The 20,496-nt window shown below is 70.0% G+C and carries 20 protein-coding genes; 13 read left to right on the plus strand and 7 right to left on the minus strand.

Features of this window, described 5'->3' with window-relative positions; genetic code table 11:
- Positions 1 to 34: 34 nt before the first annotated feature.
- Positions 35 to 928: a LysR family transcriptional regulator gene (locus GPY60_RS07970; protein ID WP_156687110.1), complete on the minus strand. Its 894-nt coding sequence runs from the start codon at positions 926 to 928 to the stop codon at positions 35 to 37.
- 142 nt (positions 929 to 1,070) lie between these two features.
- Here GPY60_RS07970 and GPY60_RS07975 point away from each other — a divergent pair, with 142 nt between their 5' ends.
- Positions 1,071 to 1,967, plus strand: a complete 897-nt coding sequence (locus GPY60_RS07975) for an SDR family oxidoreductase (RefSeq protein WP_156687111.1) — start codon at positions 1,071 to 1,073, stop codon at positions 1,965 to 1,967.
- Positions 1,964 to 2,881 carry a TIGR03620 family F420-dependent LLM class oxidoreductase gene (locus tag GPY60_RS07980; protein WP_156687112.1) on the plus strand — a complete coding sequence of 306 codons (918 nt, stop codon included), beginning with the start codon at positions 1,964 to 1,966 and terminating at the stop codon, positions 2,879 to 2,881. Before GPY60_RS07975 ends, GPY60_RS07980 begins: the two co-directional genes overlap by 4 nt.
- Here GPY60_RS07980 and GPY60_RS07985 read toward each other — a convergent pair.
- Together GPY60_RS07985 and GPY60_RS07990 are read right to left on the minus strand one after the other, a co-directional pair.
- Positions 2,853 to 3,173, minus strand: a complete 321-nt coding sequence (locus tag GPY60_RS07985; protein ID WP_156687113.1) for a DUF4286 family protein — start codon at positions 3,171 to 3,173, stop codon at positions 2,853 to 2,855. The genes GPY60_RS07980 and GPY60_RS07985 overlap by 29 nt on opposite strands.
- 19 nt (positions 3,174 to 3,192) lie before the next feature.
- On the minus strand, positions 3,193 to 3,561 hold the full coding sequence (locus tag GPY60_RS07990) for a 2Fe-2S iron-sulfur cluster-binding protein (RefSeq protein ID WP_156687114.1): 369 nt from the start codon (positions 3,559 to 3,561) through the stop codon (positions 3,193 to 3,195).
- Positions 3,562 to 3,657: 96 nt separating this feature from the next.
- On the opposite strand from GPY60_RS07990, the gene GPY60_RS07995 reads away from it, so the two are divergent.
- From GPY60_RS07995 to GPY60_RS08010, 4 genes are all read left to right on the plus strand, one after another.
- Positions 3,658 to 5,073 (plus strand): class I adenylate-forming enzyme family protein, encoded by a 1,416-nt coding sequence (locus tag GPY60_RS07995; protein WP_156687115.1) that lies wholly within the window; start codon positions 3,658 to 3,660, stop codon positions 5,071 to 5,073.
- Entirely contained in the window at positions 5,051 to 5,956 is a 906-nt protein-coding gene (locus tag GPY60_RS08000) for an acyl-CoA dehydrogenase family protein (protein WP_156687116.1), read from the plus strand. Before GPY60_RS07995 ends, GPY60_RS08000 begins: the two co-directional genes overlap by 23 nt.
- Positions 5,943 to 7,031, plus strand: a complete 1,089-nt coding sequence (locus GPY60_RS08005) for an acyl-CoA dehydrogenase family protein (protein WP_156687117.1) — start codon at positions 5,943 to 5,945, stop codon at positions 7,029 to 7,031. The genes GPY60_RS08000 and GPY60_RS08005 overlap by 14 nt, the downstream gene beginning before the upstream one ends.
- A gap of 63 nt (positions 7,032 to 7,094) precedes the next feature.
- On the plus strand, positions 7,095 to 7,862 hold the full coding sequence (locus tag GPY60_RS08010) for an enoyl-CoA hydratase/isomerase family protein (RefSeq protein ID WP_156687118.1): 768 nt from the start codon (positions 7,095 to 7,097) through the stop codon (positions 7,860 to 7,862).
- A 3-nt stretch (positions 7,863 to 7,865) separates the two neighbouring features.
- Here the strand turns inward: GPY60_RS08010 and GPY60_RS08015 are convergent, their stop codons facing one another.
- Positions 7,866 to 8,717, minus strand: a complete 852-nt coding sequence (locus tag GPY60_RS08015) for a proline iminopeptidase-family hydrolase (RefSeq protein ID WP_156687226.1) — start codon at positions 8,715 to 8,717, stop codon at positions 7,866 to 7,868.
- A gap of 133 nt (positions 8,718 to 8,850) precedes the next feature.
- Between GPY60_RS08015 and meaB the strand changes: the two genes are divergently transcribed.
- Both meaB and GPY60_RS08025 read left to right on the plus strand, forming a co-directional pair.
- Complete coding sequence (meaB, locus tag GPY60_RS08020) at positions 8,851 to 9,732, plus strand: methylmalonyl Co-A mutase-associated GTPase MeaB (RefSeq protein WP_156687119.1); 882 nt, start codon at positions 8,851 to 8,853, stop codon at positions 9,730 to 9,732.
- Between the two features lie 170 nt (positions 9,733 to 9,902).
- The gene (locus GPY60_RS08025; RefSeq protein WP_197283594.1) at positions 9,903 to 10,811 is read left to right on the plus strand and encodes a thiamine pyrophosphate-dependent enzyme; all 909 of its coding nucleotides are present in this window, start codon (positions 9,903 to 9,905) and stop codon (positions 10,809 to 10,811) included.
- A 30-nt stretch (positions 10,812 to 10,841) separates the two neighbouring features.
- Here the strand turns inward: GPY60_RS08025 and GPY60_RS08030 are convergent, their stop codons facing one another.
- A complete protein-coding gene (locus GPY60_RS08030; protein ID WP_156687120.1) occupies positions 10,842 to 11,483 on the minus strand; it encodes a response regulator in 642 nt (213 codons plus the stop codon).
- A gap of 106 nt (positions 11,484 to 11,589) precedes the next feature.
- Here GPY60_RS08030 and GPY60_RS08035 point away from each other — a divergent pair, with 106 nt between their 5' ends.
- The gene (locus tag GPY60_RS08035) at positions 11,590 to 12,807 is read left to right on the plus strand and encodes a sensor histidine kinase (RefSeq protein ID WP_156687121.1); all 1,218 of its coding nucleotides are present in this window, start codon (positions 11,590 to 11,592) and stop codon (positions 12,805 to 12,807) included.
- A 73-nt stretch (positions 12,808 to 12,880) separates the two neighbouring features.
- Here the strand turns inward: GPY60_RS08035 and GPY60_RS08040 are convergent, their stop codons facing one another.
- Positions 12,881 to 14,497 carry an FAD-dependent oxidoreductase gene (locus tag GPY60_RS08040; RefSeq protein ID WP_156687122.1) on the minus strand — a complete coding sequence of 539 codons (1,617 nt, stop codon included), beginning with the start codon at positions 14,495 to 14,497 and terminating at the stop codon, positions 12,881 to 12,883.
- 27 nt (positions 14,498 to 14,524) lie between these two features.
- Positions 14,525 to 15,190 (minus strand): IclR family transcriptional regulator, encoded by a 666-nt coding sequence (locus tag GPY60_RS08045; protein WP_156687123.1) that lies wholly within the window; start codon positions 15,188 to 15,190, stop codon positions 14,525 to 14,527.
- Between the two features lie 137 nt (positions 15,191 to 15,327).
- On the opposite strand from GPY60_RS08045, the gene GPY60_RS08050 reads away from it, so the two are divergent.
- The 4 genes from GPY60_RS08050 to GPY60_RS08065 are packed head-to-tail and all read left to right on the plus strand — an operon-like array spanning position 15,328 to position 20,495.
- Positions 15,328 to 16,191, plus strand: a complete 864-nt coding sequence (locus GPY60_RS08050; RefSeq protein ID WP_156687228.1) for an alpha/beta fold hydrolase — start codon at positions 15,328 to 15,330, stop codon at positions 16,189 to 16,191.
- Complete coding sequence (locus GPY60_RS08055; protein ID WP_156687124.1) at positions 16,191 to 17,906, plus strand: bifunctional 3-(3-hydroxy-phenyl)propionate/3-hydroxycinnamic acid hydroxylase; 1,716 nt, start codon at positions 16,191 to 16,193, stop codon at positions 17,904 to 17,906. The genes GPY60_RS08050 and GPY60_RS08055 overlap by 1 nt, the downstream gene beginning before the upstream one ends.
- Positions 17,854 to 18,771 carry a 3-carboxyethylcatechol 2,3-dioxygenase gene (locus tag GPY60_RS08060; RefSeq protein WP_231639468.1) on the plus strand — a complete coding sequence of 306 codons (918 nt, stop codon included), beginning with the start codon at positions 17,854 to 17,856 and terminating at the stop codon, positions 18,769 to 18,771. Before GPY60_RS08055 ends, GPY60_RS08060 begins: the two co-directional genes overlap by 53 nt.
- Positions 18,768 to 20,495, plus strand: a complete 1,728-nt coding sequence (locus GPY60_RS08065) for an FAD-binding protein (RefSeq protein WP_156687126.1) — start codon at positions 18,768 to 18,770, stop codon at positions 20,493 to 20,495. The genes GPY60_RS08060 and GPY60_RS08065 overlap by 4 nt, the downstream gene beginning before the upstream one ends.
- Position 20,496: the final 1 nt, after the last annotated feature.

A 20,496-nucleotide genomic window follows, 5' to 3' on the forward strand; every position in this document is an offset into this window, starting at 1 on the left:
GTTCTGCTGAGCCGAATTTCGCCGCTTCGGCGAGTCAGGAGGCGAGGTGCGCCTCGGCGAGCTTGCGGAAGGCCGCCACCAGGCGGCCGCGATCCCCGGCCCGCGTTGCCAGCACGACGTGACTGGGTTCGACGCCTTCCAGCGGGACGGTCGTGATGTCGGGTCGGAGGGCGGTGCCGTGGGGCCCGGCGGTGATGGCCACCGCCTGCCCCGACGCGATCAGTTCGAACTTGTCCTGAAGCGCGTCGATGAACGGACCGTCGGGCGCCCGCCGGCCGTCGGGGCGGGGATCGATGCGCCAGAAGGCGCTCCACGTCGGGTCGGAGCCGCGCACCCGCGGCATGGGTTCGTCGGCGATGTCGTCGAGCGTCACCGACTGCCGGCCCGCCAGGCGATGATCGGTCGACACCGCCAGCACCCGCGGCTCGTCGTAGAGCACGGTCACGTGCAGCCGCTCGGTGGGGAACGGCAGGCGGGTCACCAGCGCGTCCACTCGATGCTCCAGGATCGCGTCGCGCGCCTGGTCCCAATCCACGTACACGACCTGCACATCGGCGTCGGGGTGCTCGCGGCGCATCTCGCGCACCGCCGGCGTGACGATCATGCCCATGGTGTAGCCGATGACGATGCGGCTGGGCTGGGCGGCGGCGCGGGCCTGGGCGGTGGCCTGGGCAGCCGAGCGCAGCAGCGCCTTGGCCCGCGGCAGGAACACCTCACCGGCCTCGGTCAGCCGGGTGCCCTGCGGCGTGCGGTCCAGCAAGCGCACACCCAACTGCTGCTCGAGCCGGCGAATCTGCCGGCTCAGCGACGGCTGGGCGACGCGCAATGCGGTTGCGGCCCGGCCGAAGTGCCGGTGTTCGGCGACGACGACGAAGTATCCGACCAGCCGCAGGTCGAGGTCCACCCCGGTTGATGCCGCGTCGGTCATGGGCCGATCGTAGCGGTTCCGCCCATCGGTCGCTCTCGAGCTGCGGTGATGCACTTTTCGCATCGCGTCATGCGAATCAGGACTTGGACAGTTCGGCGGCCCCGCTCATGTACTGGAATCACCCCAACCTCAAGGAGTCACCATGCATGTCTTTGTCACCGGCGCGGCCGGTCACATCGGGTCCGCCGTCGTCGACGAACTTCTCGAAGCAGGGCACCGGGTCACCGGGCTGGCGCGTTCCGACCAGAACGTCGCCGCCCTCGAGGCCAAGGGCGTCACGCCGCACCGGGGCGACCTCGAAGACCTCGACAGCCTGCGTTCGGCCGCGGCGGCGGCCGACGGGGTCATCCACCTCGCCTTCAAGCACGACGACTTCGGCGACATGCCGGCCGCCGCCGGAGTCGATCTGCGCGCCGTCGAGGCGATGGGGGAGGTGCTCGCCGGCTCCGACCGGCCGTTCGTCATCACCTCCGGAACGCTGCTGCTGACCCTGTCGGGGCAGGGCGGCGTCGGGACCGAGAACGACACGATGGCCGCCGGCCCCCGGATCGACTCGGAGAACGCGGTGATCGCGCTCGCCGAGCGCGGGGTGCGATCGTCGGTCATCCGGCTCTCGCCGTTGGTGCACAGCACCCTGGACCGCCACGGCTTCCTGCACCACTTGATCAACACCGCGCGCGACAGCGGCGTCTCGGCCTACCTCGGCGACGGGTCCAACCGTTGGCCCGCCGTCCACACGCTCGACGCCGCCCACCTGTACCGGCTTGCGCTCGAAAACGCGCCCGCGGGAACGCGTTTGCACGGCGTCGCCGACGAGGGCGTGCCTTTCCGCGAGATCGCCGGCGTCATCGGGCGCCACCTGAACGTGCCGGTGGCCGGCATCCCCGCGGAGGAGGCCGGCCACTTCGGCTTCCTCGCCCTGTTCGCGTCGCTGGACAACCCGACCTCGAGCGCGCTGACTCAGAAGGTGCTCGACTGGCACCCCGAGCGGCCGGGACTGATCGAGGACCTCGACGCCGGCCACTACTTCGGCAAATGAGCGCCGTTTCCGGCTCAGTGGTCGACGCGGCCCGCGAAGCGTTGGGACCGGTGGGGGCGTGCCTTCCGGTCTCCTTCACCGGCCCAACGCCTTTCGCATCGCTACGCGACGCCGTCGGCCGGCTGGAACGCGCCGGGTACAGCGCGGTGTGGACGAACGAGGTCATCGGCAAGGACGCCCTGGTGCAACTCGCGATGCTGCTGGCCGCCACCGAACGGACGGTGTTCGGCACGTGCATCGCCAACGTCTGGGCCCGGCCCCCGCAGACCATGCATGCCGCGGCCGCCCAACTGGCGGAAGCGCATCCGGGCAGGATCGTGCTCGGCCTCGGGGTGGGCTACCCCGAACAGGCCGCCGCGGTCGACCGCGAATTCGGCCGTCCGCTCGCCACCATGCGCGAGTATCTGGACGGGATGGACGAGCCCACCTGGCCGCCGGCGCCCACCGCCGCGTATCCGCGGATCATCGCCGCCAACGGCCCGAGAATGCTTGCGCTGGCGGGCGAGAACGCGGACGGCGCGCTGCCGGCCATGCTTCCCGCGGAGTTCACCGCGCGCGCCCGCCGGGCGCTCGGACCTGACAAACTGCTCGTGGTCGGGTTATCCGTCGTGCACGATTTCGGTGCGGCGCGGCAGACGCTCTCGGACAGGCTGGCTGTGCCGTCCTATGCGGCCAGGCTTTCGGAGCTGGGCTACTCGGCCCGCGACATCGCCGAGACGAGCGACCGGTTGGTCAATGCCATTGTCGCGCATGGTGAGTCATCGTCGATCGCGGCGAAGGTCCGCGAGCATCTCGCCGCCGGGGCGGATCACGTCACGCTGCTGACGCCCCTCGGCGGTGACTTTGCGACTGGGGTGGCGCAACTCGAAGAGTTGTCCCCCGCGGTCAAGCGTTCGCGCGCTGTTCGGTCGTGAGCTCGAGCACGCGCGGAATGGGCGCCGGATCCAGCTGAATCGCATCGGACATGTGCAGCTGGCCGGCGCTGGCGCCCATGTTGTCCAGGATGGCTTGCAGGTCATCGCCTTCCAGCTCGTAGATGGCGACATACGGGCCCTGACCGTCGACCGGGCGAAACCGGCGCGCCCCCACGATCCCGTCGAGCGCCAGCAATTCGGGGATGTGCACGGTTTCGTACCAGGTGTTGTACTCCTGCTCGCGGTCGGGCGAGCTCGGCCGACTCTCGACGTACATGATTCCCTTGGCCATCGCCGCCACCTTCCCGTAGTTACTCGTAGCGCACGGTCACCGAAGCGGTGTCCGGTACGCCCTGGCACGTCAGAATGTAACCCTCGGCCACCTCGTCGTCGTCGAGCGCGTCGTTGACCCGCATCGTCGCGTGGCCTTCGACCAGCCGCGCCATGCACGTGCCGCAGTTGCCCGCCTCGCAGTTGAACGGCGGCTCCAGCCCGGCCCGCCGCGCGCTCTCCAACAGCGTCTCGCCGGGCACCAACGGCACCGAAACCTTCTTGCGGTCCAGGTGAATGGTCACCGTGCCGCTCACGGCCGCGTCGCATGCCGGGTCTGTCACCGGTGCCGTCTCCTCGATCTGCGCGGTGACCGTCCCCATGACCGCCCCCTCCTGCCGTACTTGCATTCTTCACTATAGAGAATAGTATTCTCATCAAGCGATAGGATCTTCTCAAGCTGTGTGGACGTCGGGTCGACCCGGTCTGTCACGGGAGGGCGGGATGTGACCGAGCCGGCGGCGCTCGCGTTCGAGGAACGGCGGTACGGCCTGCCCGAGCTGGACGCGCTCGCCGACGGGTGGGCCGCGGCCCTGGCCGGGAGCGGTGTCAGGGAGCACCAACGCGTCGCGGTCATGTCGTCCAACCGGCCGGAGTTCGTCGCGGCCCTGCTGGGGATCTGGCGGCTGGGCGCGACGGCGGTGTTGCTCAGCCCCGCCTGGCGGCGCGAGGAGGTCGACCACGCGCTCGCGCTGACCCGGCCCACCCACGCCGTCGGCGACCACCCGGTGCTGGGCGAGGCGATGCCGATGCTGCACCTCGACGAACCCCGGCCCCCCGCGAGCCCGACTTCGGCTGCCCACCAGCCGAACACGGACGCCGTGCTGGTGTTCAGCTCCGGCACCACCGGCCTGCCGAAGGCCGTCCGCCACACCCACGCGTCACTGGACGCCGCCGTGCGGCACTGGCGGGGAGCCCTACGCATGACCGGGCGCGACCGGATCCAAGTCGCCACCCCGCCCTCGCACATCCTCGGGCTGCTGAACATCTTGACGGCGCTGAGGACCGGCGCCGGCCTTCGGCTGCATCACCGATTCGACGTCGACAGGATGCTCCACCACATCGAAAGCGACCGCATCACCATCGAAATGGTGGTCGGGCCCATCGCCCTGGCGCTCGCCTCCCATCCCGCCCTCGAGTCCTACGACTTGTCGTCGCTGCGATTCCTGATGTGGGGCGCGACGCCCGTGAGCGCCGACGTCGCCGAGGCGGTGACCGCGCGCGTCGGCGTCGGTTGGGTGCCCGCCTACGGCACCACCGAACTGCCGGTCATCGCGTGCAATCCGCTGCGCGGGGCGCGGCTCGACGCGGTGGGGCGCGCGGTTCCGGGCGTGGACCTGCGGGTGGTCGCACCCGAGACGCGGGAGCCGGTGGGCGCGGGCCGGATCGGTGAGATCGAGGCCCGTTCGGCATCGCTGATGGCCGGGTACCTGCCGCCCGAGGCGACGGCCGAGGCCGTTTGCGACGGCTGGTACCGCACGGGGGACGTCGGCTGGCTCGACGGGGAGGGGTGGTTGCGGATCACCGATCGGTTGAAGGAGATGATCAAGGTCCGCGGATTTCAGGTCGCCCCGGCGGAGGTCGAGATGGTGCTGCACGGTCATCCGGCCGTCAAGGATTGCGCGGTGTTCGGCATTCCCGACGGCGCCAACGGGGAAGCGGTCGTCGCCGCGGTCGCGACGTGTCCGTCGACCGACACCGATGCGCTGGCCGCAGAACTCGCCGCGCGCGTCGAACAGCGCCTCGCCTCCTACAAACGCCTGAGCCGCGTCGTCTTCGTCCCCGACATTCCCCGCCTGCCCTCGGGTAAGGCGCTGCGCCGAATCCTCAAGGAGCGCTATGGATGTACGTCTGACACGTGAGCAGCAGCAGCTGCGCGACGCCGCCGCCAAGCTGGCCGACGACCTGGGCCCGGCGGCCGTGCAGGATCTCGCCGACGACGGCCGAATCACGCGGCTGGACAAGCAGATCGACCGCACCGGGTGGCGGTCACTGCGCTCCGACGGGGCGTCCGGCGTCGAAGTCGCCATCATCGCCGAGGAACTGGGCCGCCGGGTGGTCGACGCGCCGTTTCTGGGTCCGATACTGGCCGACGACCTCGCGCGCCACGTCGACGCCGACAGCCGGGCGGCGACCGTCGCCTTCGGTGACCGGGTGCTGGACGGGCGGGGCGCTCGCCGCGCCCTGTGGTTGTCCGGTCACACGGTCATGGGGGCGGGTGTCGAGGACGTTCGCACCGGTGCGGACCTGACGCGCGCCGACGCGGACGTGGCGGGTACGCCGGCCGCCCTCGGCGAGGTGAGCGCGGAGACGGCCGCCCGGTGGCGGGCCCTTGCGTTGGTTGCCACCACCGCCGATCTCGTCGGGATCGCCCGCGGCGCCCACGCCGTCGCGTGCGACTACGCGAAAATCCGCGAGCAATACGGCAAGCAGATCGGGTCCTATCAGGCGGTCGCACACATGCTGGCCGAAACCCTTGCGCTGATCGAGGGTTCGGTGAGCGTGCTGCGCCATGCCGCCTGGGCGGTCGACGAGCTGCCGGTGGCCGAGGCCGTCCGCGCGGCTCAGATCGCGAAGGTCTACTGCGCGCGCGCCGCGCGCACGGTCTGCGAAACGGCGGTGCAGGTGCACGGCGGCATCGGCAACACCTGGGACTGCATGGTTCACGTCTATCTGCGCCGCGCGCTGACGTCGACCGAGCTGTGGCCCGCCCGACTGAAGGAGATCGACTTTGGACTTTCGTGACTCTCCCGACGAGGCGGCCTTCCGCGAGCGCTTGCGCGGGTGGCTTTCCCTGCACGCCAAGGATTTTCCCAGCTCCGGCGACGAGTATTGGGCCCGGCAGGCGCAGTGGCACCAGGCGCTCTACCGCGCAGGCTTCTTCGGTGTGTCGTGGCCACGGGAGTACGGCGGCCAGGAGCTGGCGCCGGTATACGACGTCATCGTCGACGAGGAGCTGGCGCGCGCCGGCTCCCCGCCCCGGCCGAGCGTCGGGTATCTGGTCTTCGGCATCGGACGGCACGCGAGCGACGAGCTGAGGCAACGCTTTCTGCCCGGCATCATCGACGGCACCGAGCGGTGGTGCCAGGGCTTCAGTGAACCCGGCGCGGGTTCGGACCTGGCGTCGCTGACCACCACCGCCCGGCGCGACGGCGACACCTACGTGGTGCAGGGGCACAAGATCTGGACCAGCTACTCCGACGTCGCCGACTACTGCCTGCTGCTGGCCCGCACCGATCCCGACGCGAAGCGCCACCGCGGCCTGTCGGCCTTCGTCTTGGACATGAAACAGCCCGGCGTGCAACAGCGTCCGCTGCGCATGATCAACGGCGTCACCAACGAATTCGGCCAGGTGTTCTTCGACGGCGCGACGGTGCCCGCAAGCCGGATGGTCGGCGCTCCTGGGGACGGCTGGGCGGTCGCCATGACCGTCGTCGGGCACGAGCGCGAGCCGTCGACGCTCGGTTACGCGGCCCGGTACGGCAAGCTCGTGCGGAACATGTTCGCGCGCTGCGACGGTGACGTGCCCGACGACCTCGCGTGGGCGGCCGTCGAGTCCGAGATGCTGACGCACCACGTGCGTCGCCGGCTCTCGGAGCAGCTGGACGGCGTCTCGCACGGCCCCGAAGGGTCGCTCGACAAGCTGCTGATGACCTGGGTCGAGCAGTCCGTCGGCCATGCGGCGCTGGCGGTTTCGGGAACCCGCGACCCGGATCTGCTCAGCGCCTACCTGTACAGCCGCGCGCAGAGCGTGATGGGCGGCACCTCGCAGATACAGAAGAACATCATCGCCTCGCGGATCTTGGGATTGTCGGAGTGATCGCGAACGCGGGCGAAGCCCGGGTGAAGCGGGTCACGACGATAGAAATAGAAGGAGTCTGACGTGTACGACATGCCCGCGGAAGTCGAAGTCCGGGCCGAAGGTCCGCTGCGGATCATCACCCTGAACCGGCCGGACTCACTGAACTCGGTCAACGACGACCTGCATGTCGGACTGGCGCGGCTCTGGCAACGGCTGACCGACGACCCCAGCGCCCGCGCCGCCGTCATCACCGGGGCGGGCAGGGCGTTCTCGGCCGGCGGCGACTTCGCCTATCTCAAGGAGCTTTCGGCGGATGCCGACCTGCGCGCCAAGACGATCCGGGACGGACGCGAGATCGTGCTGGGCATGGCGCGGTGCCGAATCCCGGTGGTGGCGGCCGTCAACGGGCCGGCCGTCGGGTTGGGCTGCAGCCTGGTCGCGCTGAGCGACATCGTGTACATCGCCGAGGACGCCTACCTCGCCGACCCGCACGTGCAGGTGGGGTTGGTGGCCGCCGACGGCGGACCGCTGACGTGGCCGCTGCACATCAGCCTGCTGCTGGCCAAGGAGTACGCCCTGACCGGCACCCGCATCAGCGCGCAACGCGCCGTCGAACTGGGGCTGGCCAACCATGTGGCGGCCGACCCGCTGGCCGAGGCGATCGCCTGCGCCAAGAAGATCCTCGAGTTGCCGCAGCAGGCGGTCGAAAGCACCAAGCGGGTGCTCAACATTCACCTGGAGCGGGCGGTGCTGGCCAGCCTGGACTACGCCCTGTCGGCCGAGCACCAGTCGTTCACCACCGACGACTTCCGCTCGATCATCACCAAGCTGAGCGCCGGGAAGAACTGAGCGTCAGGCGTCGTGGTCGCGGAGGAAGTCGCGCATCACCCGGTCGAACCTCTCGGGTTCCTCGATGAACGGCATGTGGGCGCTCGACTCGAAGAGCACGAAGCGCGAGCCGGGGATGCGCCGGTGCATGTCCTCCATGTGTTCGGGCACGCATTCGTCGAACCTGCCGGCGAGAACCAAAGTGGGCACCGCGATCTCGGCCAGCCGGTCGACGACGTCCCAGTCGCGGATCGTGCCGACGATGTGAAAGTCGCTGGGGCCGAACATCGTTTCGAAGATTTCGGCGCCCATCCGCCGGAAGGCGTCCTCGAGTTCCGCGGGCCAGGGGCGGACGCGGCAGAGGTAGGTCTCGTTCCAGGTGCGGATGGCGGCCTGGTAGTCCGGCGAATGCGTGGTGCCCGCCGCCTCGTGACGATCGATCGCGGCCTGCGTCGCCGGGTCCAGCTCGGACTTCAGGCGGGCGACCATGCCGGCGAACTGGGGGATGGACGCGATGGTGTTCGAGATCGTGAGGCTGACCGCCCCCGACGGCACGTCGAGGGCGAACTGCTGCGCCAGCATCCCGCCCCACGAGTTGCCGAAAATGTGAAAGCGGTCCAGGCCGAGGCCGCGCACCACGGCATCCATTTCAGCCACCGAGCGGTCCATCGTCCACAGAGCCGGATTGGGAGGGCATGGCGAATTGCCGCACCCCAGTTGATCCCAGAAGATCACCTCACGCTCGTCGGCCAGGCGCTCCAGCGACCGAATGTAGTTGTGCGGCAAGCCCGGTCCACCGTGCACGGCCAGCAGCGGCAATCCCGCACCGCCGCCCACGCGCCGGAACCACACGTCCCCGCCGGGGACGGCGATCATCCCGTCGCGTCGAGCCATCGCCGCCGTCCTTCGAATCGAGTCGTGTGGAATGCGTTTGTGCACCCGCCGCGACGATTCTCCCACGGCGGCCCCGCATTCGATCCCGCCGCGGCGGCCGCGGGATAATGCGCGGGTGAACATCGCCGACCTGATCACCGGCGCGCGCAATGGATCCCCGCGGGCGATCGGTCGGTTGCTCAGCCTCGTGGAGGGCGACGAACGGGACGAGGTGTTGGCCGCCATCGGCCCGTCGTCGGTCCGCGTCCTGGGCGTCACGGGACCGCCCGGCGCGGGCAAGTCGACAACGATCGCCGCGCTGGTCGGCGCCTACCGGCAGCGCGGCTGCCGCGTGGCGGTGCTGGCCGTCGATCCGTCGTCGGAGTTCAGCGGCGGTGCGCTGCTCGGCGACCGGATCCGGATGGCGGCCCACATCAACGACTCCAACGTGCTGATCCGCTCGGTGGCCTCCCGCGGTCACCTCGGGGGGCTGGCGGCGGCGGTCCCGGCCGCCATCCAACTGCTGGGGGCCGTGGGGTATGGCGTTGTCTTGCTGGAGACGGTGGGGGTGGGGCAGTCCGAGATCGAGATCGCCGCGCTCGCCGATCCGACCATCGTCGTCCTCAACCCGGGGGCCGGCGACGCGGTGCAGGCCGCCAAGGCCGGGGTGCTCGAGGTCGCCGACATCGTCGCGGTCAACAAGGCCGACCGCGAGGGCGCGGAACAGACCGTTCGCGATCTCCGGGCCGAAACCGACGCCCCCATCGTCAGCCTCGTCGCCGTCCGGGGCGAGGGCGTCGACGAGCTGATGGCCGCCATCGACGCACACCACCGCGCCGACAGCTACGAGCGACGGGTCGCCCGCGCCCGCGCGCAGATCCTCTCGCTGGCGCAGACCCGGCTGCGGTCCCGGCCGGACATCGACGCGCTCGCCGAGGCGGTGGCCGACGGCCGCGACGACCCCTATTCGGCGGCCGAGAGGCTGCTGTCCGCGCCGCCCGAAACCCACGCTCCGTAACAACCGCCAGCGGGGTGGACCCCGGTGTCCCCCGATCGGGGGACCCCCGCGTTCCTCCCGTTTTTCGTCCGATCGGTGGAGTTCTCCCCACGCGAGTTTCCCTAACTTGAGGGGTGTTCGGCTCGGCGGTCACTTCGGCCGACGAGAGCCACCGCGTGAGGAGGCCTGGCATGACGCGCAACCCGGAACTGTCGGAGGCGATCATGGGTGACCAACTGGAGCTGTACCGCCGGATGTGGGTGCTTCGGCTGCTCGACATGGCACTCGAGGAATCGCGCATCGACGGCCTGCTGAAAGAGGCCATCCAGCCGGCGTTCGGCCAGGAGGCCGTGGCCGTGGGAGTCGCCGCCGCCCTTCGCCCGGGTGACGAGATCGACACCGCCATACCGCATTTCCGGCACGCCCGCCGGATCGCCGACGCCCTGCCGCTCGCCCCGACGATGGCGCGGTTGATCGGCCTGAGGACCGCCTCGAATGAACCGACGGACGGGTTGGCCCTCGGTGACTGGAAGAACTCCCTTGCCGCGACAACCACTTTGGGGCAGTCGACACTTTTCGCCCTCGGTAACGCGCACCAGCGGTCGCTGGCCGGCGACGGCGACGTCACCGTGTGTGCGATCGGGCACCGTGACGCCGACTCACCCGAGTTCACCGCGGCGGCGAGCATCGCGCTGGCGTGGCGGCTTCCGGTGGTGTTCGTCGTCGAGAACGTCCGCACGGCCTCCGGGGCGCGTCACGACAACTACGTGCGTCGGGCCGACGGCATGCCGGCGAGGTGGGTCGACGGTAAGGACGTCGTGGCGGTCCGTGACGCCGTTGCCGGCGCTGTTCATCGCGCCGGCGCCGGCGGCGGACCCACCCTGGTCAGCGCGGTCACCTACCGGACGGATCACCCCGCCGGTGCGGACCCCCTGGTCTTCGCCCGCCGCCGGCTGACCGCGACCGGTGTTGACGCGGGCCACCTCTACGAGGTCGAACGCCGCGCCCGCCAGCTGGTGGCCGAGGCCGAGCGCGTGGCCAGGGCGACGTTCCGGGCGGAGGAGCCGCCGTCGGCGAGGGACCCCTTGGTGGGCGGATAGCGCGGTGGGCCGCAGCCGGCCACCTCCGAACTACGTCAGCAGGCCTTGACGCATAGCCTCGGCGACGGCCGCGGCCCGATCGCTGACGCCCAGCTTCTCGTAGAGGCGTTGGACGTGGGTCTTGACCGTCGACGGGGCCACATAGAGCTCACCCGCTATCGCGGGGATGCTCTGCCCGCGCGCGATCCGGCCGAGCACCTCGCGCTCCCGCGCGCTGAGGACGGGCGCCGACGGCGCCGCGCGCTGGCGGATCTCCGCGGCGAGTCCTCCGGCGAGCGCGGGTGCGAGCACCTCGCGGCCCGCCGCGCAGTCGAGCACGGCCTGGACGATCTCCCCGCGCGTCGAGTCCTTGAGCAGGAAGCCGGCCGCACCCTGCTGCAATGCCTGGTAGACGATCGCCGGCTCGTCGTGCGCCGAGAGCAGCAAAACGCGGGTGGTCAGGCCCTGGCCCCGCGCGGCCGCCGCCACCTGGGCTCCGTCCATCCCGGGCATCCGGTAGTCGAGCAGCGCGACGTCGGGTTGATGCGCCTTGATCAGTTCGAGCGCCGCCGCCCCGTCTTGGGCCTCACCGACGACGTCCACCGAACCGCTCGACTCGAGCGCCCGTACGACGCCCTCCCGAAACAGCGGGTGATCGTCACCGATAACCACACGGGGCTTCGGGGCCGTCATGGCGAAGAGTGTAAGCCCGGCGGGGCGCCGGGCACAGAAGGGAAACCTGATGCGAAACCTCATCGTTCGCCCCGGGCAAGCGGTGGAGGATGAGTACTGTGTTCGCGTGGCGGTAGCCGACGACGCGGAACTGCGCCGGGTGCGCGCGCTTCATCAGCTGCGCTCGTACCGGATCGCGTCGGTGATCCGGGTCGGCGTGGTGGGCCTGATGGTGGCCGCCATGATCATCGGTACCCAGCGCTCCGAGTGGGCGCAACAAAGCGTGTTGATCGTCTCGTACGCCTTCTTCGCGCTCTGCGCTGTGGCGCTGGCGTTTCCGCGTTTGCGGCGGTGGATCGGCATGGGCCGCCTGGGTGCGGTGGGCCGCGTGGAGCCGCTCGCGTTCACCGTGGTCGACGTCGTCGCCCTGACGGTGCTCCAGCTGTTGTCGACCGGCGGTGTCTACCCGCTACTGATCATGACCTTGCTGCCCATCCTGTTGGGGCTCGACGTGTCGTCGCGGCGAGCGGCGGTCGTGCTGACCTTCTCCATGGCCGGGTTCGCCCTCGCGGTGCTGACCGACCCGGTGATCGTGGACTCGATCGGCATGACGGAGTCGGTGTTCTGGTTCGTGCTCTACGCGTTCTTCTGCGCGACGGCGTTCATGGTGGTCCGGATCGAGGAGGGCCACACCCGCTCGGTGGCGGGCCTCAGCGCGCTGCGGGAAGAGCTTCTCGCGCAGACGATGTCGGCGTCGGACGTGATGCAGCGGCGCATATCGGAGTCGATCCACGACGGGCCCCTGCAGGACATTCTTGCGGTGCGCCAGGACCTCGACGAGTTGCACACCGCCCTTCCGCAAGACGAGCGCATCGGCCGAGCCCTCACGGGGCTGCAGGCGGCCTCGGACCGCCTGCGGCAGGCCACTTTCGAGCTGCACCCCGCCGTTCTCGATCGGGCGGGGCTGGGCGCGGCGGTGCAGCAGCTGGCCTCGTACACCGCACAGCGTTCGGGCATCGAGGTCTCCACCGACATCGACTACCCCGTCCGCAATGCGATCGACCCCGTGATGTTCGGGGTGGCGCGCGAGCTGTTGTCCAACGTCGCAAGGCATTCGCAGGCACGATCCGCGTCGGTGCGGCTGGGCGTCACCGATGGCACCTGCGTCCTGGACGTGGTGGACGACGGCGTCGGATTCGACGACGAAGCGGTGGCGCGGCGCCTGGGTGAGGGGCACATCGGGCTGGCCTCGCACCGGGCACGCGTGGAGGCCGCGGGCGGGGAGTTCCTCGTCCTCGAGACGCCGGTGGGTGCGCACGTCTGCGTGGAACTGCCGCTGAAATGACCGCCGATCGCCGCGGTGGGAGCAGCTCGGCTGGCCGGTGCAGGAGTGATTCACCCAGGGCTGATCCCGGCCATTATTGCAGGTCGACCGACTTTCCGGTGGCCGCCGCATACCCGGCACGATAGCCGAATACCATTGCGGGACCGAGTGTTCCGCCGGCTCCGCCGTACGCCCGCCCCGTCACACCGCCCATCGCATTGCCGGCGGCGAAGAGCCCCGGTATCGGCTCCCCGCCGACGTGCAGGACGCGGCCGTCGTGGTCGGTGCGCGGGCCGCCCTTGGTGCCCATCGCCCCGATGCGCACGGGGACCGCGTAGTAGGGCGCGGTGTCGATCGGGCCGAGCGTCTTGCCGGCCGCCGTGGCCGCGGTGTCGTCCCCCCAGTAGCCGTCGTAGGCGCTGGAGCCGCGCCCGAAGTCGGGGTCGGCGCCGGCGGCGACGTGGCGGTTCCACTGCTCGACGGTGCGGGTGAGGCCGTCGGGGTCGATGCCGGTCTTCGCGGCGAGTTCGGTCAGTGTCGCGGATTCGCAGAACCAGTCGGGCACGGGCTCGCCGGGCGCGACGCCGAGGAAGCCATAGCGTTGCAGGTGGACGGAATCGAACACCATCCAGCCGTCGTCGTTGACGTAGCCGCCCCGCGGGTCGAGGTAGTGGAACGCGCCGGCCATCGAGTTGTAGTCGCAGGCCTCGTTGACGAATCGGCGGCCCGCCGAGTTGACGATGATGCTCCTGGGCCGGGTGCGCTCCAGGCGTACACTGCGGCTGCGCGGCTGGCCATCGATCGTGTCGCCCGGGATCTGCACGATCGGCACCCACCAGGCCTCGCCCATGTTGGCCAGGTCGGCGCCGTGTTCCATCGCCATGCGCAGCCCGTCACCGGTGTTGTTCGGTGGGGACACCGCGCCGTGCATCGGGCCGCGCAGGAAGGCCTGCACCAGGTTGGGATCCCATTCGAATCCGCCGGTGGCCAGGATGACGCCGTGGCGGGCGCGAACGTCGACGACCCCGTGGCTCAACGCGATTCGCACCCCGACGATTTCGCCGGCCTCCTCGAGCAGGCGTTCGGCGCGGGCGTTGGTGTGCAGCTCGACCCCCGCGTCCAGCAGTCCCTTGATCAGTCCGGCGATCAACGCGGTACCGGCGACGCACACATCGCCGGTGCTCTCGTCGACCGCGGCATGCAGCCGGGCCCGCGTTTCGGCGTCGGTACCGACGTTGGACCAGTCGGCGGGAAAGGATGTGATGCGGGTGGCCCAGTCGCCCAGCCGGGCGAGTTCGAAGGGCGCAGGGCTGAGGGAGCGGCCGCCGCCGGGCTGCCCTCCCGGCAGTTCCGGGCGGTAGTCGGGGAAGCCGGTCGCGATCTCGAAACGCACGCCGCTGTGCGCCTCGACGAAGTCGAGCATCGCCGGCCCGGTGCGCACGAACGTCTCGACCAGGGCGTCGTCCATCGACCCCAGGGACTGCGCACGCAGGTAGCGCAGCGCATCGTCCGGCGTCAATTCGCCTTCCCGGCAACGGTTGTGGGCCGGGATCCACACGACGCCACCCGACACCGCGGTGGTGCCGCCCACGGTCGGCGCCTTCTCGCAGACCGCCACGGACGCGCCGGCGGCCGCCGCCGCGAGTGCCGCGGTGAGGCCGGCTCCGCCGCTGCCGAGCACGACGACATCGACTTCGTGATCCCAAGGCATGGATGAAATCCCTTCAGCTGGGCGGCTTTAGTTCAGAAGCTCGGACAGGTGCCGGGCGGCGTCGATGACCGCGTCCTTGCCGCGCAGCACCACGTCTTCGCGGTGCGAGATGAGGTTGATGCAGGTGGGCGGCGACGGTGCCCGGCGACGGACCGCGACGGCCAGGCCATAGGTGTTCGGCTCGATCTCCCCGTAGGTCGTCACCCAGCCGCATTCGCGGGCGCGGGACACCAGATCGCGTTCCCCGGGGCGCGGGGGCATGCTCGCCAGCAACGCGATTCCGGCCGCGCCGCGGTTCAGGGGATACCGGCTGCCCTCATGGAAAGACAGTTGGTAGGCAACATGACTCGGCACGATGACGGCGACCGCCACCTGCTGGTCGCCCTCGGCCATCAGCAGAGACACGGTGGTGCCGAGATCGTCGGCCAGCGCTCGCAGCGTCGGCAGGCTGACCTGGCGCACGTTGCGGTCGAACGACGCGCCGAGCACCGCCAGTCCCGCGGCGGGCCGGTAGCGCCCGTCGTCCCCTTTGGCCACCAGCCGGAATTCGGCGAGGGTCGACAGCAGCCGGTACGCGATGGTGCGATGCACCCCCACCTGATCGGCAAGCTGCTGCGCGGTGAGCCCGCTCGGCGAATCCGCCACCATCTGCAGCGCGGTCAACCCGCGGGCCAGTGTCTGGGAACCGGTCACAGCCTTGACAGACCTCCACGTGAGAGCGAAGCTCTATATATATCGCACGTTAGTGTGCGATATTAGCACACATGGTAGGCCGAAAACGAGAATAAGATTTCCAGGTCTCCGGTTGCCTACCGGCGTTGAAAGGAATCGTGGCGGAGTTCGAGAGCATATGGAGCGACCTGCAGGGCGTCGCTTTCGAGCAGGGTTACCTGGACGCCGGCGGCGTGCGCACGCGCTACCTGCGCGCCGGTGAGCCGGGCAAGCCGGTGCTCGTGCTGCTGCACGGCTCCGGAGGCCACGCCGAGGCCTACGTTCGCAACCTGGCGGCCCACGGGGAGCACTTCTGGACGTGGTCGATTGACATGCTGGGCCACGGCTACACCGAAAAGCCGGGTCACCCGTTGGAGGTGTCGCACTACGTCGAACATCTGATGGCGGTGCTCGACGCCATCGGCGCCGACCGCGCCTCGGTCAGCGGGGAATCCCTCGGCGGTTGGGTGGCCGCGCGCGCCGCCGTCGACCATCCCGACGTCGTCGAGAAGCTGGTCCTCAACACCGCCGGCGGCTCCCAGGCCGACCCCGCCGTGATGCGGCGAATCATCACGCTGTCCATGGCGGCAGCCGAGAACCCGACCTGGGACACCGTCGCGGCGCGCATCAAGTGGCTGATGGCCGACAAGTCGAAGGGCTACGACGACCTGGTCGCCAGCCGCCAAAGGGTCTATCGCCAACCGGGTTTCGTGGACGCGATGCGCGACATCATGGCGCTGCAGGATCCCGAAATCCGGGCCCGCAACCTGCTCGGTCCGGCGGAGTACGGGGCGATCACCGCGCCCACGCTGGTGTTGTGGACGAGCGACGACCCGACCGCCGACGTCACCGAGGGGCGTCGCATCGCGTCGATGATCCCCGGCGCGCGTTTCGAGGTCATGCCCGGCTGCGGACACTGGCCGCAGTACGAGGACGCCAAGACCTTCAACCGGTTGCACCTCGACTTCCTGTTGGGGCGGTGATGACCGGCACCGGGCAGGACGCCGACGTCGACGTGGTCGTGGTGGGCGCCGGTCCGGTCGGTCTCACCCTGGCCAATATCCTTGGCCTGCAGGGTGTTCGGACGCTGGTGGTCGAGGAACGCGACACGCTCATCGACTACCCGCGCGGGGTGGGGCTGGATGACGAGGCATTGCGAACCTTCCAGGCGATCGGGCTCGTCGACCGCGTGCTCCCGCACACGGTGCCCAACCAGATCCTGCGGTTCGTCGACGGGAAGCGGCGGGTGCTTGCCGAAATGGCGCCTCCCGACGCGTGTTTCGGCTGGCCGAAGCGCAACGGCTTCGTGCAGCCGCTCGTCGACGCCGAGTTGCTGGCGGGGCTGGACAGGTTCGCGCACGTCGAGGTCAACTGGGGCCGCCCGATGACAGGCTGCCGGGAAAGCGCCGACGCGGTGACCGTCGAGTTCGGCAGCAATGGCGAAACGGCCGGCGTACGTGCGCGCTACGTCATCGGATGCGACGGGGGCCGCAGCGCGACGCGGCGCGTCATGGGCGTGTCCTTCGACGGCACGACGTCGTCGACGCGGTGGCTGGTCGTCGACGTCGCCAACGATCCCCTGGGCCACCCGAACAGCGAGGTGGGGGCCGACCCCGAACGCCCGTACGCATCGATATCCATCGCCCACGGTATCCGCCGCTTCGAGTTCATGATTCACGCCGACGAGACCGACGAGCAGGCGGAGGACCCGGCGTTTCTCCTGCGCATGCTGGCGCGGTTCGTCCCTTATCCCGAACGGGTCGAGGTCATCCGGCGCCGCATCTACACCCATCATTCGCGGATCGCCGGCGCCTTCCGGCGCGGCCGCCTCCTGCTCGCCGGCGACGCCGCGCACCTGATGCCGGTGTGGCAGGGCCAGGGCTACAACAGCGGCATCCGCGATGCGTTCAACCTCGGGTGGAAGCTCGCCGCGGTGGTCAAGGGCCAAGCGCAGGACGCGTTGCTGGACACCTATGACGTCGAACGCCGCAAGCACGCTCGGGCGATGATCGACCTGTCGACGATGGTGGGCCGCGTCATCTCGCCCACCAACCGCCGCGTGGCCGGGGCGCGCGACCTGCTCGTGCGGTCGGCGTCGATTGTTCCCACGCTCAAACGGTATGTCCTGGAAATGCGGTTCAAGCCGATGCCGCGCTACGAGCAGGGCGCTATCGCAAGATTGCCCGTGCACGCCGCCACCGACGGCGCCGACTCGCCCCTCGGCACCCTGTTCATCCAGCCCCGGGTCGACACCCGCACCCGGCGCGACGTGCTGCTCGACGACGTGCTGGGCGACTGGTTCGCCGTGCTGTGCTGGAACAACGACCCCCGGACCATTCTCGGCGAGGCGGCGTTCGCCAGCTGGAAGGCGCTGGGCGCCAAATTCTTTGCGGTCCGGCCCTCGACTCAGCTCGACTGGGGCGGGCAGGACGATCCGGACGTCGTGATCGTCGGCGATCGCGGGGGCGGCCTCAAGTCCTGGTTCGACGTCCACCGGGAGTCGGTGCTGTTCCTGCGCCCCGACCGCTGCATTGCGGGTGCGTGCATCGCCCAGCGTGCGCCGGAACTGAGCGTCGCCCTCCTCGACGCCCTCACCCTGACGCCGGAAGGGGGTGAATCGCACGGTGACACTGGCCCTGTGCTGCATGTCGCACAGCCCGCTCCTGAATCTCCCCGGGCCGTCGCGGGACCTGCTTGACGACGTAGAAGCCGCGATCGCCGACGCGCGGCGGTTCGTCGAAGACTACGACCCCGAACTCGTCGTCGCCTTCTCGCCCGACCACTACAACGGCTTCTTCTACAAGGTGATGCCGCCGTTCTGTATCGGCAGGAGCGCCAACGGCGTTGGGGACTACGGCACCCACACGGGCCCGCTTGACGTCCCGGAGAAGCTCGCGGGCGACTGCGCGAAAGCCGTGCTGAGCGCCGGGGTGGACATCGCCGTCTCGGCCTGCATGGACGTCGACCACGGCACGGTGCAGCCGCTGGAGAAGCTGTTCGGCGACGCCACCGCACGCCCAGTGATCCCGATCTTCGTCAACGCGATCGCCACGCCGCTGGGACCGCTGCACCGTTGCCGGGCCCTCGGGACCGCGGTCGGCGAATACCTCGCCGGGCTGGACCTGCGGGTCCTGGTGCTCGGCTCCGGCGGCCTCTCACACAGCCCTCCCGTGCCGACGCTGGCGACCGCGCCGCCCCCGGTCTTGGAACGGATCGTGCAGGGCACGCCGATGACGCCCGAGCAGCGAAACGCCCGGCAGGCGGCGGTGATCGAAGCGGCGCGCAGCTTCGCCGACGGCGAGAGCGGGTTGCAGCCGCTCAACCCCGCCTGGGACCACCGGTTCCTCGACATCATCGACAACGGACGGCTCGCCGAGCTCGACGGATGGTCGAACTCGTTCATCGTTCACGAGGGCGGCAGCTCCGCGCACGAGATCCGTTCGTGGGTGGCCGCATTCGCCGCCCTGGAAACCGCCGGTCCGTACCGCACCGTCGTGCGCTACTACAAACCGGCCGCCGAGCTGATCGCCGGGTTCGCCATCAGGACGGCGGTGCCGGAATGAGCGCGCCCTCGACCGGTTTCGACCACATGGTCGACGTGCTCGTCGTCGGCTCCGGCGGCGGCGGCATGGCGGCGGCGCTCACCGCACAGGCCGCCGGGCTCGACGTGCTGGTGATCGAGAAGTCCGCGCATTTCGGTGGTTCCACCGCGCTGTCCGGCGGCGGCATCTGGGTGCCCGGCGCCCCCGCCCAGCGCCGCGAGGGCTACGCGCCCCCGCCGGAAGGAGTGGTCGAGTACCTGAGCCGGATCACCGAGGGCCTGGTGAGCGAGGCGAAGATCCGGCAGTACGTCGACGCGGCGCCGCGCATGCTGGAGTTTCTCGAAAAGACTTCGCGCTGGCTGGAATTCGTGTGGAAGCCAGGATACGCCGACTACTACCCGGAACTGCCCGGGGGCTCGGAGCTCGGCAGCACGATCAACGTGCCGCCGATCGACCTGCGCGAGCTCGGCGCCGACGAGCACAGGCTGCTTCAGCCGCTCGCCCTGGCGCCCAAGGGGATTTGGCTGGGTCCGAAAGAGCTTCGCACCTTCTACCGGATCAGGCAGTCGTGGGCGGGCAAGGGCGTGCTGCTGAAGCTCGTCGCCCGGATGGTCAGGGCCCGGGTGCTCGGCGAGCGGATGGCCGCGATCGGGCAGTCGCTGGCGGCCCGGCTGAGGCTCGCCATGCGCGAGCGCGGCATCCCGCTGTGGCTCGAGTCGCCGATGTCCGACCTGCTGACCGACGCCGACGGGTCGGTGACCGGCGCGCTGGTGCACCAAGACGGCACCACCCGGCGGATCGGCGCGCGGCGCGGGGTCATCCTGGCCACCGGCGGCTTCGACCACGACCTCGCGTGGCGCAAGGAGGAACTGCCCGTCCTGGAACACGATTGGAGCTTCGGCAATCCAGCCGCGATGGGCGACGGCATCCGGGCGGCGCAGAAAATCGGCGCCGCCACGGAGTTGCTCGACGAGGCCTGGTGGTTCCCGGCGATCCAATGGCCCGACGGGCGCATGCAGTTCATGCTCAACGAGCGCATGATGCCCGCGCAGTTCGTGGTCAACGGCGACGGCAGGCGGTTCATCAACGAGGCGGCGCCGTACATGGACTTCGGGCACGCGATGATCGACGGCCAGAAGTCCGGAGTCACGCACATCCCGTGCTGGCTGATCACCGATCACCGGTCGTGGAATCGGTACGTCATCGGCGGGCACCTGCCGATACCGAAGGCGCCCGGGGCCCCGGTCCCCACCGGGCGCCGGATCCCACCAACGTGGCTCGAGTCCGGTGTGGTGAAGGCGGCACGGACCTGGGAGGAAATGGCGGCCAAGATCGGCGTGCCGGCCGGCAACCTCGCCGAAACCGCCGGCCGCTTCAACGAATTGGCTCGCAAGGGCCACGACGATGACTTCAACCGCGGCGACAGCGTGTACGACAACTACTACGGCGATCCGACGCTGCCCAATCCGAACCTGCATCCGCTGAGCGGTCCGCCGTACTACGCCTTCCGCATCGTGCTCGGCGACCTCGGGACGTCCGGCGGCCTGTGCACCGACGAGCACGCGCGGGTGCTGCGTTCCGACGACACCGTGGTGCCGGGCCTGTACGCGGTGGGCAATACCTCGGCGCCGGTCATGGGCCGCAGCTATGCCGGCGCCGGGGCGACCATCGGCCCGGCCATGACGTTCGGCTTCGTCGCCGCGAGACACCTTGCAGCCCAGACCCTTGACTCTCCCAGGAGGTAAC

The organism is Mycobacterium sp. Marseille-P9652 (assembly GCF_902652685.1).
Classification (GTDB): Bacteria; Actinomycetota; Actinomycetes; order Mycobacteriales; family Mycobacteriaceae; genus Mycobacterium.